Raw genomic sequence first — 13,715 nt, 5'->3', positions numbered from 1 at the left:
GGACGCGATAGAACTTAGAGCGTGGACGCGTTTCTCGCGACTATGAACGCTGGGATCCCCCGGCACACGTGGCTCGCGGTCGGCCTGTTCGTCGTCGGTGGGGCCGCCGACGTGTTGACGACGTACGTCGCCATCTCCTCCGGGAACTTCGTCGAGAGGTCACCCGTCGGCGGCCCGCTCATCTCCCGGTTCGGCCTACTCTGGGGGACCGTCCTGACGAAGACGCTCGCGCTCCCCCTCTTCGGCGCCCTCGTCGTGACCGTCCGCCGGAAACGGGCGCTTCTCGCGACCTATCTCCTCGCCGGCGCGGGCGTACTGTCGTTAGTCGCCGCCTCGTACAACGTGCTGTTATACGTGGGATTGCTGTGAGTGACCTTTTCGGGCGGGGCAGTCGCCGCGAGCGACACCACTGGGCATGCTTGGTAAGGCTCAGCCGCTGACCGGTCGCACTTATAAATCAGTACGGTTATCGTCGCTGCCGATACCACTCGGTACACGTAGAAAGCCCCAGCCGCTGAGCGGTCGCGCTGCTCGCTGCGCTCCTCACGGCTCACTCGCTTCGCTCGTTCGCCGTTGCGGTGCTTACGTCGCGGTGCTTCCCGCTCAGCGGCTGCCCCTTTCAGTCCCGCCCGGGAGTGGTGGCCGGGCGTCGCTCGCGGCGGTTCTTCGGCGGTCGCGGCGGCAGCGTGGGTGGCGCGCGCGCAACGCGTGCGAGGGAGGCCGGTGGCGCGCCGCGCGGTGTGGTGCTGTACCGGCGCGCCCCGGCCGAGGCTGGGGAGGTTCGAGGCTTGCGGTAGCTGCGCGGTCGCGGTGCCGTTGCTGTCGCTGTCGCTGTCGCGGTCCTGGCGGACTGAAAGGGCGACGGCCGGTCGCGCCGGAGGGGAGTCGCTGAGCCGACCCCTATCTGGACCGGGCAGTGCTGAGAGGTCCAGATATGTCGCGCAGCGACCGCGAGCGGCCGAGGGCTTTCTGGGTGTCTGCGGTGCTGTCGAGAGCAAGTCCGCATCATCTGTTCAAATCAGCTTATAAAGAGCGGCCGGGGGCTTCAGGTGTCCGCGTTACCGGCAGGAGCAAGACCGCATCACCTGGACGAATCAACACAGTATGAGCAGCCGGGATCGCAGACTCACTGTAACAAAATCGGCCATCGATCCTTCAAGGCCAGCCGCCGATCCCACGACCATGCGACTTTTTCAGACCTGGAAGAACTACGTCGCGCAGATACTCCTCGAACGGGATATCCCGCTCGTCACGAGACAGGTCCGCGAGTGGATCGTCGACGTCCACACGGACTTCTTCGTCGAGCACTCGGAGACGGACGCGGAGCGGCGCCGCGAGCGATTCGACGCGATCTTCGACGCCAGCATCGACGTCTATCTCCGGGCGCTCGCGGAGGGGTACCCGGAGGCGAAAGCGCGGGAGATCACCCACATCCAGGGCTCCTTCGAGTTCCAGAACCTCGGCTGGGGCGAGCTGATCGAGTTCCCGCCGGACGAGCGCGAGGCCTACCACGAGCGCTACGAGGAGTTCTTCGACCGCTACGGCTGCTCGCCGGACCGACCGTTCGGCGAGTTCACCCCGCCCGGCGGCTTCCCGGACGCGCCCTCGACGCCGGAGCGAATGAACGGCGACTACCCGTTCGCGGACCCGGGCCTCACGGACGACGTGTACGTCCTCACGGAGGAGGTGGACGTCCGGTTCGAACGCGACGACGTCGCCGAGCCGCTGCGCGGGGAGTAACGCGAGAACCCAACAGACCGTGCAGTTACTCCAGGCGGCAATCACTGCCCAGTATCGGCGGAGGGGACCGGGAAAGCCGAGGGAGCCTAAACTACTTGGGGATCATTTTTATCCCCAATTCTACTGTGAGCTAAATCGGGCACGCAGCCGCGGCGCACAACCGGGCAGCCCACTGATCGAACTGCACGCCGACAGGGACGGGTAACAACATCGATGCAAGCCAAGACACCGGGCAGTAAGCGGGAATATCACCGGTTGTTAGCGGCGGCGACGCTCGCGTGCAGCCTCCTTCTCGTCGCGCTTGCAGCCACCTCGGCACCGGTTGCGGCCGCGGAGTCGAACGCGACCATCACCGCGTCGCCAAACGACCCCGGCGCGACGGCGACCCACCGCGCCACGGCGGTCGTCCAGTCCGAGTCGGCCGGGGACTCGCTGAACAAGTTCCGGCTCGACTACACCGCCGGGACGCACCCGGCGGACGTCAGCAACGTCGGGCAGAACGACGTTGTCAAAGTCGGGCTCGACACCGACGGCGACGGCCAGATCGACACGGACGTCTCCGACGATCTCGGCTCGGTCAGCGTCTCGAACAACGGCCACACGCTCTCGTTCGGCTTCGGTGGCAGCTACAACCTCCACGAAGGGGACCGCTTCATCGTCGTCTTCGAGGATGCCGTCAACCCCAACGCGGAGGGGACCTTCGACGTCAACGCGACGCTCAACTACCAGAGCAATCCCGTCCACACGTACACGTCGGGGCTCACCATCGACGGCACCGACGGCTCGGCCGCGATCAGCGCGGATCCGAACACGGACGGGTCGACGGCGAACCACAGCGTCGACCGCACGGTCGGCAGCGCGAACAACGGAACCGACCTCACGACCCTCGAGGTGAACTACTCGACCGCGTCGACCCCGGCGGACGTCTCGAACGTGACCGCCGACGACGTGACGCAGGCCGGGCTCGACACCGACAGTGACGGGATCCTGGAGGTCGACCTGCTACCGAAGCTGACGGGCGTCACGGTCGACGACGGCGGGGAAACGGTCACCATCGAGTTCGACGGCTCGGAGACGCTCGCCACGAACGACACCGTCCACGTCGCGTTCGGCAACGTGACGAACCCGGCGGAGGCCGGCGACTACACCGTCGAAGTCCGGCTCGACAGCAGCCGCACCGCGCCGCCGACCGCGACGCTCTCGATCACCGCCCAGTCGGAGACGGCGAACGCCTCCGTCACGGCGTCGCCGACGGACCCGAACACGACAGCAACCCACACCGCGACCGGCACGGTCGGGTCGAACTCCGACGGCGACTCGCTCAACGGGTTCACCGTCGACTATACGGCCGGGTCACAGCCGACCGACGTGAGCAACGTCGGCCAGGACGACGTGAAGCGGGTCGGCCTCGACACCGACGGCGATGGTGAGATCGAGACGAACGTCTCCGACGACCTGAGCGAGGTGAGCGTGTCGAACGACGGTCACACGGTCACGTTCGGCTTCGGTGGCAGCTACTCGCTCGCGAAGGGTGACCGCATCGTCGTCGAGTACGCGGACGCCGCGAACCCGGACGCGGAGGGGACCTTCGACGTCGACGTCGTCATCAACCCCCAGAGCACGGGCGACGCCTACACGACGGGGCTCACGGTCGAGAATACGTCCGACGACTCCGACGGGACGACCGACGGCTCCGGCGACGGACCGACCACGGTCGACCCCAGTGCCGACGTCGAGCCGGAGCCGGCGACCGCGAACGCGACGGCCACGCACCGGATCGAGGCCGTCGTCGGGAGCGTCGACGCCGGCGCGAGCCTCGACGCGTTCACCGTCGACTACCCGGTCGAGCGAGGCACGACCGAGTTGACCGACGTCGGGCTCGGCGACGTTCGCGTCGGCGTCGACACCGACGGCGACGGCAGGGTCGAGACCTCGCTGACGGACGCACTCACGGCCGTTCGCATCACGACCGACGGACGGATCCACCTCTCGTTCGACGGGAGCTACACGCTTACGGAAGCCGAGACGGTGGTCGTCACCGTCGCCAACGTACACAATCCCGACGCCGGTGACCACGAGGTCGCAGTCGAGATCAATCCGACGGCGACGGACTCCGCGGTGACGACGACGCTCTCGACGGTGCCGCCGGACCCGACCCGAGACGACGCCGTCGAGAACGCGCTTCTCGTCGCCGACCCGCCGGCTGCGGGGGCGAACGCGACGCACACGGCGCGCATCACCGCGGCCGAGGACCTCACGCTCGACCGGGTGACCGTCGGCTATCCGAACGCCGTCGGTCTCGGCGACGTCGACGAGTCGGCGCTGGTTCGGTTCGGCGTCGACGCCGACGGGGACGGGGAGATCGACCGGCGGCTCCGGGCGTACGTCGGTTCGGTGTCGACGCTCGACGGGGCGGTGCGGATCACCCTGCGCGAGGACCGGCAACTCGCAGCGGGCGAGACGCTCGTCGTCGCCCTGAGCGAGGTCCGGAACCCCGACCTGGGCACGCACGAGGCGACGGTCAGGCTGAACGACCGGTCGGCCGCGACGACGCCGCTGCTGATCGGCTCCGAGGACGCCCGGACCTCGCGGTTCCAGACCGACGGCGGGAACCGGACGATCGTCCAGTACCCCGACGACGAGACGGTCGTCGTCGACCTGAGCGAGCTCCAGCGCAACGGCGTCACGCTCCAGCGAGTGCGGATCCAGCCGGCGAACGACGCCAGCCAGATCGTCGTCGGTACCGGCGGGGAGACGTACGAGCGCGTCGACGCGCGCGGTCGCCGGCTCGCGCAGCTCCCCGTGGACCACAACGACGTGGCGGTCGCGAACGCGACCGTGACGTTCACCGTCGCGAAGTCCCGGCTGGCGGGGACGACGTACGGCCCCGAGAACGTCTCGCTGTACCACCGCGAGAACGGGGGGTGGACGCGCGCGGACACCGAACTGGTCGGTGAGACGGGCGAGCGCTATCGGTTCCGGGCCACCGCGGAGTCGCTCTCGACGTACGTCGTTCGGACGGAGCCGCCGAACCCCCGGCAGCGACCCGCCATCGGCGTCGCGGAGCTGTCGCTGTCCGACCCGGACGTGGTTGCGGGCGAGCGCTCGACGGTGCACGCTATCGTACGCAACGCCGGCAACGCGTCCGGCAGCCGGACCGTCTCGCTGACGGCCAACGGCGTCGTCGTCGATACGAGGACCGTCTCGCTCGCGCCGGACGAGTCCGCAGCGGTGACCTTCGAACACGCGTTCAGCCGCCCGGGAACCTACGACGTCACCGTCGGCGACAGGTCGTTCAGCGTCCAGGTCGGAGCGGCCGACGAGTCGACCTCGTCGACGGCCACGCCGACGACGTCCGGGTCGGACACCGTCCCGGGCTTCGGCGCGTCGTCGACGCTGGTCGCGCTTACTGTCGCGCTCGGCGCGCTCCTCGCCAGGAGGCGCCACAACTGACCCAAGTTATTTATTCATACTCATGACACGAAGACAGACGAAATCGACGTCTCGGCAACCGCCCGCGATGATGGTCGTCGACGACGACGCGGTCGTCGCCTCGGCGACGGAGCCAGTCGAACAGGTGTTCGGATACGCCCCGGCAGAGTTAGTCGATTCGCCGGTCGAGACCGTCGTCGCGGACGGGACCACCGTCCCGGTCGCCGGTGAGAGCCCGCCAACCGGGGCGACCCGGGCCCGCTGTCTGCACGCGTCCGGCGCGGAGTTCACCGCCCGGCTCGCCTGGGCCCCGCTGGCGAGCGCGCCCCGCGTCGCCGTCACCGTCGAGGACGCGTTCGTCGCCCGCCGGGAACGGTACGACGCCGCACTGCGGGCCGCGGCCCGCTCACTGGTCCGGGCGACGACGTGGGACGAAGCGGCCGGGGCGCTCGTCCGGACCGCCGGGAGCGTGTCCGGCGTCGACGATGTCGCGGTCTACGAGACCGACGAAACCGCGGAGACCCTTCGACCCGTCGCAGCCCTCGGGAGCGATCCGCACGGTCTGAAGCCGCCGGCAACGGCCTCGGCGCGACGAGCGCTCGAGAGCGACTCGCTGACGCGTCGGGACGGAGACGAGGAGACGGCGCTGTCCGTGCCGCTCGACGACCGCGCGCTACTTCGGCTGGTCGTGCAGCGCGGCCCGGCGGTCGACCAGGCCGCGTCCTTCGCCCGCAAGCTCGCCAGCTACGGGAGCGCCGCGCGCTCGCGGCTGGCAGGACCCGAGACGGGCGCGGGCGCACGCGACGCCCCGGTCGGGAACCCGACGAAGCCCGTCGCTCCCGAGTCCGAAACGTCCCGCCGGGACCGACCGCCTCGCGGTGACACCGACTCGCGGGACGACGGATCCATCCACGACGAGTGCATCCGCAACGACGAGGCCGCCGACGAGTACACCCGCGACAGCGACGCCGCCGACGACGAAGCCGACCAAAACGCCCGACCACTGGCCCAGCGCAACGCCGAGCTCCGGGAGCGCGTCGAGCGACTCGAACAGCGCAACGCCGAGCTCCAGGAGTTCACTGACGTGGTCGCGCACGACCTCCGGAACCCGCTCAACGTCGCGCAGGCCTGCGTCGAGCTGGCCGAAAGCGAGCCCGACGCGTCCGAGCACCTCACCGACCTCAAGGACGCGCACGAGCGAATGCGGAACCTCATCGACGAGCTACTGACGCTGACCCGGAACGGCGACGTCGTCGGCGAGACGCGGTCCGTCCCGCTGGCCGACGTTGCCGACGACGCCTGGGCGACCGTCCGGACCGACCAAACGGGCGGCGACCCGGCGCTCGAGGTCGAGGACGCAGCCCCGCCGATCAGGGCCGACGACGAGCGCCTGCGGACGCTCCTCGAGAACCTCTTCGGCAACGCCGTCGATCACGCCGGTCCGGACGTGACCGTACGCGTGGGTGGGCTCGCGGACGGGTTCTACGTCGCCGACGACGGCCCGGGCATCCCGCCCGAGGAGCGCGATCGCGTGTTCGAGCACGGCTACTCGACGCACAGTAACGGCACCGGCTACGGACTCGCCATCGTCGACCGGATCGCGTCGGGACACGGCTGGGAGACGACCCTCACCGGAAGCGCCGACGGCGGTGCCAGGTTCGAGTTCCACGGCGTCGAGCTGTCACGAACGCCCGGAATGGGGGATACCTCGGGAGATACCTCGGGGGAGACCCCGGGAGGTGAGATCGATGAGTGACGCGACGCCGGCGTCAGTCGACACGCCGACGGTCCAGATCGTCGAGGACGAGTCGAAGATCGCCGAGCTGTACCGGATGCACCTTCCGGACAGCTACGACGTACGCGTCGAGGCGACCGGGAAGGCGGCGCTGGAGCGACTTGACGACGCCGTCGACGTGCTGCTCGTCGACCGCCGCATGCCGGGGCTCTCCGGCGACGAGTTCGTCAGGACGGTCCGGGAACGCGGCCACGACTGCGCCATCGCGATGGTGTCAGCGATCGATCCGGACCTCGACGTGGTCAGCACCGCCTTCGAGGCGTACCTCGTGAAACCGCTCAGCGGCGAGCGACTGCGCCGGATGGTCGAGGAGCTCACGACGATCCGCGAGCACGACGAGGCGGTCCGAAACCAGTACGCGCTGCTCCAGCAGCTCGCGACGCTGAAGCGCAGCGGCTCGCGGCGGGATCTGCGGACGAACGAGGCGTACACGGAGCTGCTGGACGATCTCCGTCGCCGTCGGGCTGCCGCCTCGACGAGGGTCGAGCCGCTAGTGGGATCGACGTTCGAATTGGTGCTGGAGGATCTCCCGAACGAGCAACCGTCTTCGTGACCATGTCCGGATCCACCCGACCGCTCGCATCGAGCACTCGCTCCGCCGGGACAACCGCTCGCTCGCTCGGGGCGCTCGGCGCGCTCGTCCTGTGCTGCCTGCTGGTCAGCCTGGGGGCGTCGCCGGCAGTTGGCGCCGGAGCCGGTACCGCGGACTCGCCGGAGTCCGCCCAGGCGAACGTCAGCGTCACCACCGAGACGGCCGATGGCACAGTGAGCGTCGCCGTACGCATCGTGAATACCGGCGAGGCCACGGGCCGGTACGCGATCGAACTCGTCGCGGAAGACGACGGGCTGGTCGTGGAGCGCGACCTCCGCGTGCCGCCGAACGGAACGCGGCAGGCGGCGTTCGACGCCGAGATCACGGAGAAGACGACTTACGCCGTGTACGTCAACGACGTGGAGGTCGAGCGGTTCACGGTAACCGTGCCGACGGAGTCGACCGCGTCGAGCGAGCGGGAGGTACCCGGACCGGTCCTCGTCAGCTTACTCGGCGGTACCTTGCTGCTCGTCGTCGGCGCCGGCCTCTTCCGACTCGGCTGACTCGGTGGATAACGCCGGGATCAGCAGGTCGATGGTCGTCCCGTCCTTCCCGGTCGACACCTCGACGGACCCGCTGACCTGCTGGACCGTCCAGTAAACGAAGCGCAGCCCGATTCCGCTCCCGTGTTCCAGCGACGTCTCCTCCGCGCCCGTGAGCACGCGACGGTCCTGGGCGGGGATGCCGGGCCCGTTGTCGCTCAGCCGGAAGCGGACGATCTCCTCATCGTCCACGTGACTCGGGTCCACGTCGCCGGCGACGGGACCGTCGGTGGCCGAATCGACAGCCGGTTCGGTCGCCGAGTCGGTTGCCGACTCCCCGGTCGACCGAGCGGGCGGATCCGCGGGTGACTCCCCGGTCGACTCGGCATCCGAACCGGTCGTCGGAGCGGCAACCTGCTCGACTGAGGCGTCGATGACGACCGGATCGCTCTGATTGTGTTCGACGGCGTTCTCCAGCAGCTCCTCCACTGCGTACGGAAGCAGCGGCGATGCGAGCACCTTCGCCTCGTCCGGGAGCTCCGTGGACACCTGCACGTTGTCGTAGCTGTCGGTGACGGCGCTCGTCTTCTCCTCGACGATGTCGACCAGGTCGACGACCTCGGCTTCGGCCGCCTCCGCCATCAGCTGCTCGAGCTTGCGGGCCTTGTCCGCCTGCTCGATGAGACCCCGGCTCGTGTCACGGATGCTCCGGGCGATCCGGCGGACGTCCTCGTCGCCGGAGTGCTCCGGAACGAGTTCGGCCTGCCCGAGAATGACGTTGATGTCGTTTCGGAGGTTGTGCCGGAGCAGGCGATGGAGCATCCCACGCCGTCGCTTCTGCTCCTCGACGGCCGCCTCCCGCTCGGCCAGCGTCGTCGCCAGCCGGTCAAACTGGCGGTCGATCTCGCGCCACTCCTCGGCCGCCGAGAGGTCGAGCGAGTGGTCGTAGTCCCCGCGTCGCAGCGCCGAGAACCCGTCGAGCAGCCGCTCGATCTGCCCGAGGTTCGTCCGGTACTCCCACGCGCCGAACGTCGCTATCGAGAGGAGGACGATCAGGAGACTCAGCACCTGCGCGTAGAACGCCCGCCTGAGCGTTCGGTCGAGCGCGGCCCGGTTCCGCTCGACCCGCACCACCCAGCCGGTCGACGCGACGGGGGCCGACCCCGTGACCGACGAGTCGAACGAGCCCCGCGACTCGCCGAACGTGAACGAGTCGGCGCCGCCGTCCGTCGGAGCAACCACGTAGACGGCCGTCGTCTCCCGCGTCAAGGCGGTCGGGCTGAAGAACGCGCCGGACCCGACAGGGATGGTCGCCGCGAGGACCGACGTGACCTCGCCGGGGTCGTCGCCGGCGGCGAAGACGGGCGCGCTGATGCGGACGCGACAGCTCCCGCCGTCGAGGCACGTGACCGGCGACATGTACGTCCCGCCGGCGAGCGACCGCTGCACGTACGTCCGGTTCGCGTGGTTCGCGCCAACGGCCGGCGTTCCCGGCACGCCCGACTCCGCGTACGCCGTCGTGACCGTCCCGTTCGCGGCGACGACGTGGGCGCTCGTGAACTCGGAGTTTCTGACGAACGATCGCAAGTACGACCGCACCTCGTCGCCGCGGGCCGGCGGCCGCGCGGCGAGGTACGCTACCCGCTCCTTCTGCTCGCGGATCCGTCCGGCGACGACGTCGGCGCTGAGCCCCGCGGTCTCCTCGACGTTCGCCTCCATCTGGGACACCGTCCGGTCCTCGAACAGCTCGAACCCGGCGAACGTCGTCGCGCCCAGGACGAGTCCGACGAGACAGAGCGCAATGACGAGGCGGTGGCGGATCTTCATCGATATGCCCGGACCATCGAGTCAGCGGATAGTATCCGTGCGCTTCAATAAAATTGGGGGCCGGCGTCGAGTTCGCCGGGAGCTTCAGCACCATGCCTGCCGGATCGAACTCATGCTCTCCTGGCTCGTCACCAGCGAGTCCCAGCCTGCTACCAGTGAACCGCCGGAGCGCGAGCGGGTCGACCGACTCCAGCGGATCGGGAGAGTTCTCCAGATAACCGGGCCGGGTGAAGGGAACGTCGAGGATCGGCCGCCACCGCCATATTTGATATAGCGTAATGAGATTTATTCATCCAACACCCCCGATCTCGCGGCCCTTTTAGGAATCGCCGGTCTATGGCAGGTATGGTGGAAAATATCGCGGGGCTCATGCAGGATCTCGAGCCCGAGGACTTCTATCTGCTCTCCGGGGTCGAGCAGGGGATGCGGTTCTCGGAGTGGGTCCGGCAGGACAAGCTGCCGGACTACGCGGACCTCTCCCCCGAGGAGGTCGAGTACCGGATGGACCGGTGTCTCGACCTGGAGCTCGTGGAGCGAAAGACGATCCAGTACGAGGGCTACCAGCTCACGTTCGAGGGGTACGACGCGCTCGCGCTCCGGGCGTTCGCCGAGCGCGAGACCATCCGTGGCGTCGGCGCACCCCTGGGGGTCGGGAAGGAAGGAGACGTCTACGAGGTGGAGTCGTTCACTCCGCTGGCGCTGAAGTTCCATCGCGAGGGGTACACCAACTTCCGCGAGGTGATGAAAGAACGGGAGTACACGGCCGATCGCGACCACGTCTCCTGGCTCTACACGGCTCGAAAGGCCGCGGAACGGGAGTACCAGGCTCTCGAGGAGCTGTATCCGGACGTCGCCGTTCCGCGGCCGGTCGACCACAACCGGCACGCGCTGATCATGGACAAGTTCGACGGCGTCGAGCTGGCGCGCGCGAAACTCGAATCTGAGCAGGTCGTGGCCGTCCTCGACCTGATCCTCCGCGAGATGACGACCGCTTACGACCACGACTGGATCCACGGGGACATGTCCGAACACAACATCGCGGTCGCCGAGAGCGGGCTCACGATCTTCGACTGGCCCCAGGCGATCGGCACGGACCACGACAACGCGCGCGAGTACCTCACGCGCGACGTGGACAACGTCGTCGGCTACTTCGCGCGGAAGTACCCCAACGAGACCCCCGATTCCCCGGATTCGGACGCCATTGCGGACGCGATCGAGGCCGGCGAGTTCGAGTCGGTCCGGGAGTTCGCCGACGCGTAAACCGCATGTCGCGATAGCAAATCCGGAGTCGCGACGATCCGGCCGCTCTTTCTCGATACTTGCCAAAGCAGCGTCGCTATCCGGCGAGAGAGACAGGTACGACAGGAGAGAATCGGGCTGGGAGAACGGTCCGCGGTCGCCTCACGGGGTTGCGCCGCCAGCCGACGCCGTCAGTCGGCGTTGATCCGACAGGTGCCGCCGTAGTCGATCCCTTCGATCGTCTGGATCTCGTTGTCGCCACAGACGGGACAGTCGGGGTTCTTGGCGTACTCAACCGTCTCGAAGGTCATGTCCATCGCGTCGTAGAAGAGGAGCCGGCCCTCCAACGTCTCGCCGACGCCGAGGACGAGCTTGACGGCCTCGGTCGCCTGGATGCAGCCGACGGTGCCGGGGAGGACGCCGAGGACGCCGGTCGCGGCACAGTCCGGGACGGTGCCGGGTTCGGGGGCCTCCGGGAAGAGGCAGCGGTAGCAGGGACCCTCCGGGGTCAGCGTCGTCGCCTGGCCCTCGAACTTGTAGATCGCGCCGTGAACGACCGGGATCTCCTCCAGCTGCGCCACGTCGTTGACGATGTAGCGCGCGCGGAAGTTGTCGGCGCAGTCGACGACGACGTCGTACTGGCTCAGGATGTCGCGCGCGTTGTCGGTGTCGAGGCGCGTCTCGTAGGGCTCCACGTCGACGTCGGGGTTGAGGTCCTCGACGTAGTTGCGCGCGGAGTCGACCTTCGGGACGCCGACGTCGGCGTCGGCGTGGATGATCTGTCGCTGGAGGTTCGACCTCTCGACGACGTCGTCGTCGACGATCCCGAGCGTGCCGACGCCCGCGGCCGCGAGGTACTGGATCACCGGCGCGCCGAGGCCGCCGGCGCCGAGGACGACGACCTCCGCGTCGAGCAGCTTCTTCTGTCCCTCCGGGCCCACCTCGTCCATGATGATGTGTCTCGAATACCGGTCGAGCTGCGTCGCGTCGAGGGAGAGTGCCATACTCGGGCTTCGTGGCGAAACGACATAAACCCAGCCCGCGCCCGCGGGGAGGATTCGAACGAGGAGGCACAGTTGTAGCCGCCAGCGGCGCTACTCGGCCTCCGGAGAACTCGATCTGAACGGTCGCTTTTATAAACAAACTTGGCTACCTTCGCTGGCGAGACCACTCGGCATATCCAGAAAGCCCCAGCCGCTTTAGCGCTCGCGCTGCTCGCTGCGCTCCTCACCCGGCTCGCTCACTGCGTTCGCTCGCCGGGATTGCGGTGCTAGCGTCGCAGGGCGTCCCGCGCAGCGGCTGCCCCTTTCAGTCCCACCCGGGAGTGGTGGCCGGGGCGTCGCCCGCGGCGGCTGGATCGCGATCGTCGTCAACCGGCTGTCCGGCGGGCGGCGTGGGAGCGGCCGGCGCGCGAGCAACGCGTGCGAGGGAGGCCGGGCGCGCCGGAGCGGTGCGGTCCCGGCGCGTCCCGGCCGAGGGCGGGGAGGGCTGAGGAATGCGGTTGCTGAGCGGTGCTGTTGCTGTGGTAGTTGCTGAGCGGTGCTGTTGCCGTCGCGGTGCTGTTGCCGTCGCGGTCGCGTTCCTGGCGGACTGAAAGGGCGCGGCCGGTCGCGCCGGAGGGGAGTCGCTCCGACGACCCCTATCCGGGCCGGGCGGTGCTGAGAGGTCCGGATATGTCGCGGAGCGACCGCGAGCGGCCGAGGGCTTTCTGGGTGTCTGCGTTGCTGTCGAGAGCAAGACCGTGTCACCTATTCAAATCCACCTATAAAGAGCGGCCGAGGGCTTTCTGGGTGGTTGCAGTGCTGTCGAGAGCAGCTGCGTCTGCACCTAAACTTCCGATTTATAAGCAAGAGCGGTCCAAGTCTTTCCGGGTGGTTGCGGTGCCGTCCAGAACAAGACTGCAACACCAGTTCAGACTACTACCAAGTATCAGCGGAGCCCAACTGCCGGAATACAGCCAGAGCTCTCGCTCCTGAATAAAGTAAAAATACGAAGAAACCGCCGAAGAAGCGTTACTTGCCGCGGCGACTGTCGCTACCGATGGACGGTCGCGTGTGCTCCGTGCCCTTGCCGCGCGTGCGCTGGCCACGGCCCTTCGTTCCGGCCGAGGTGAGGCCACGGAAGGCCCGACCGCGGTGCTGGTCTTCACAGATCCAGCTGAGGTCGCCGTCGTTCTCGATCGCCGGGTGGTCCGGGTCCACGAGGATGATCTCGTGCCACTTCTGGCGGCCGTCTTCACCGACCCAGTAGGAGTTCAGCACGCGCAGGTTGCGGTACTTGCGCGAGGCGCGCTCCTCGGCGATGCGCTGGATCGACTTGCGTCGCGAGAGGCGGTTCACACCCTGTCGCTTCGAACGGCGACCGGCGGTGAACCGCTCCTTGCGGGAGCCGCCCTTCCGGACGCTCACGCGGGCGACGATGACGCCCTGCTTCGCCTTGTAGCCCAGCTCGCGGGCCTTGTCGAGGCGGGTCGGGCGCTCGATGCGCTCGATGGCGCCCTGTTCGCGCCACTCCTGCTTTCGCTGCCACTGCAGCTCTGCGAGTTTCCCCTCCTTGGGGGACTTCCATGCGTCCTTGATGTGCGAGTAGAAGCTTCGTGCCATGGGTT

At 68.3% G+C, this 13,715-nt stretch carries 10 protein-coding genes; 7 read left to right on the top strand and 3 right to left on the bottom strand.

Annotation, left to right across the window (positions count from 1 at the left end; genetic code table 11):
• Positions 1 to 42 precede the first annotated feature (42 nt).
• The 6 genes from ACQE3M_RS05420 to ACQE3M_RS05395 all read left to right on the top strand — a co-directional run bounded on the left by ACQE3M_RS05420 (position 43) and on the right by ACQE3M_RS05395 (position 8,062).
• Positions 43 to 369, top strand: coding sequence for a hypothetical protein (locus ACQE3M_RS05420; RefSeq protein ID WP_430504448.1), 327 nt, complete (start codon positions 43 to 45; stop codon positions 367 to 369).
• An 813-nt stretch (positions 370 to 1,182) separates the two neighbouring features.
• Positions 1,183 to 1,740: a DUF6149 family protein gene (locus tag ACQE3M_RS05415; protein WP_430504447.1), complete on the top strand. Its 558-nt coding sequence runs from the start codon at positions 1,183 to 1,185 to the stop codon at positions 1,738 to 1,740.
• A 213-nt stretch (positions 1,741 to 1,953) separates the two neighbouring features.
• Positions 1,954 to 5,193 carry a PGF-pre-PGF domain-containing protein gene (locus ACQE3M_RS05410; RefSeq protein ID WP_430504446.1) on the top strand — a complete coding sequence of 1,080 codons (3,240 nt, stop codon included), beginning with the start codon at positions 1,954 to 1,956 and terminating at the stop codon, positions 5,191 to 5,193.
• A 22-nt stretch (positions 5,194 to 5,215) separates the two neighbouring features.
• On the top strand, positions 5,216 to 6,928 hold the full coding sequence (locus tag ACQE3M_RS05405) for a sensor histidine kinase (protein ID WP_430504445.1): 1,713 nt from the start codon (positions 5,216 to 5,218) through the stop codon (positions 6,926 to 6,928).
• Positions 6,921 to 7,520: a response regulator gene (locus ACQE3M_RS05400; protein WP_430504444.1), complete on the top strand. Its 600-nt coding sequence runs from the start codon at positions 6,921 to 6,923 to the stop codon at positions 7,518 to 7,520. Before ACQE3M_RS05405 ends, ACQE3M_RS05400 begins: the two co-directional genes overlap by 8 nt.
• Before the next feature lie 2 nt (positions 7,521 to 7,522).
• Entirely contained in the window at positions 7,523 to 8,062 is a 540-nt protein-coding gene (locus ACQE3M_RS05395) for a hypothetical protein (RefSeq protein WP_430504443.1), read from the top strand.
• Here ACQE3M_RS05395 and ACQE3M_RS05390 read toward each other — a convergent pair.
• Positions 8,006 to 9,868 (bottom strand): sensor histidine kinase, encoded by a 1,863-nt coding sequence (locus tag ACQE3M_RS05390; RefSeq protein WP_430504442.1) that lies wholly within the window; start codon positions 9,866 to 9,868, stop codon positions 8,006 to 8,008. The genes ACQE3M_RS05395 and ACQE3M_RS05390 overlap by 57 nt on opposite strands.
• 345 nt (positions 9,869 to 10,213) lie before the next feature.
• Here ACQE3M_RS05390 and ACQE3M_RS05385 point away from each other — a divergent pair, with 345 nt between their 5' ends.
• Positions 10,214 to 11,128, top strand: coding sequence for an RIO1 family regulatory kinase/ATPase domain-containing protein (locus ACQE3M_RS05385; protein ID WP_430504441.1), 915 nt, complete (start codon positions 10,214 to 10,216; stop codon positions 11,126 to 11,128).
• A 170-nt stretch (positions 11,129 to 11,298) separates the two neighbouring features.
• Here the strand turns inward: ACQE3M_RS05385 and ubaA are convergent, their stop codons facing one another.
• Entirely contained in the window at positions 11,299 to 12,111 is an 813-nt protein-coding gene (gene ubaA, locus ACQE3M_RS05380; protein ID WP_430504440.1) for an SAMP-activating enzyme E1, read from the bottom strand.
• Between the two features lie 1,008 nt (positions 12,112 to 13,119).
• Complete coding sequence (locus ACQE3M_RS05375) at positions 13,120 to 13,710, bottom strand: 50S ribosomal protein L15e (RefSeq protein ID WP_430504439.1); 591 nt, start codon at positions 13,708 to 13,710, stop codon at positions 13,120 to 13,122.
• Positions 13,711 to 13,715: the final 5 nt, after the last annotated feature.

Source organism: Halosubterraneus shenae (assembly GCF_050510935.1).
Classification (GTDB): domain Archaea; phylum Halobacteriota; class Halobacteria; order Halobacteriales; family Haloferacaceae; genus JBDGPU01.
The sequence above is the reverse complement of the archived record's forward strand: the minus strand, read 5'-3'. Positions and strand labels throughout refer to the sequence as shown.

What these genes read in the sequence shown, in the direction of transcription:
- ACQE3M_RS05420 (WP_430504448.1), top strand. Translation starts at nt 43, where the DNA reads ATGAACGCTGGGATCCCCCGGCACACGTGGCTCGCGGTCGGCCTGTTC.
- ACQE3M_RS05415 (WP_430504447.1), top strand. Translation starts at nt 1,183, where the DNA reads ATGCGACTTTTTCAGACCTGGAAGAACTACGTCGCGCAGATACTCCTC.
- ACQE3M_RS05410 (WP_430504446.1), top strand. Translation starts at nt 1,954, where the DNA reads ATGCAAGCCAAGACACCGGGCAGTAAGCGGGAATATCACCGGTTGTTA.
- ACQE3M_RS05405 (WP_430504445.1), top strand. Translation starts at nt 5,216, where the DNA reads ATGACACGAAGACAGACGAAATCGACGTCTCGGCAACCGCCCGCGATG.
- ACQE3M_RS05400 (WP_430504444.1), top strand. Translation starts at nt 6,921, where the DNA reads ATGAGTGACGCGACGCCGGCGTCAGTCGACACGCCGACGGTCCAGATC.
- ACQE3M_RS05395 (WP_430504443.1), top strand. Translation starts at nt 7,523, where the DNA reads ATGTCCGGATCCACCCGACCGCTCGCATCGAGCACTCGCTCCGCCGGG.
- ACQE3M_RS05390 (WP_430504442.1), bottom strand. Translation starts at nt 9,868, where the DNA reads ATGAAGATCCGCCACCGCCTCGTCATTGCGCTCTGTCTCGTCGGACTC.
- ACQE3M_RS05385 (WP_430504441.1), top strand. Translation starts at nt 10,214, where the DNA reads ATGGTGGAAAATATCGCGGGGCTCATGCAGGATCTCGAGCCCGAGGAC.
- ubaA (WP_430504440.1), bottom strand. Translation starts at nt 12,111, where the DNA reads ATGGCACTCTCCCTCGACGCGACGCAGCTCGACCGGTATTCGAGACAC.
- ACQE3M_RS05375 (WP_430504439.1), bottom strand. Translation starts at nt 13,710, where the DNA reads ATGGCACGAAGCTTCTACTCGCACATCAAGGACGCATGGAAGTCCCCC.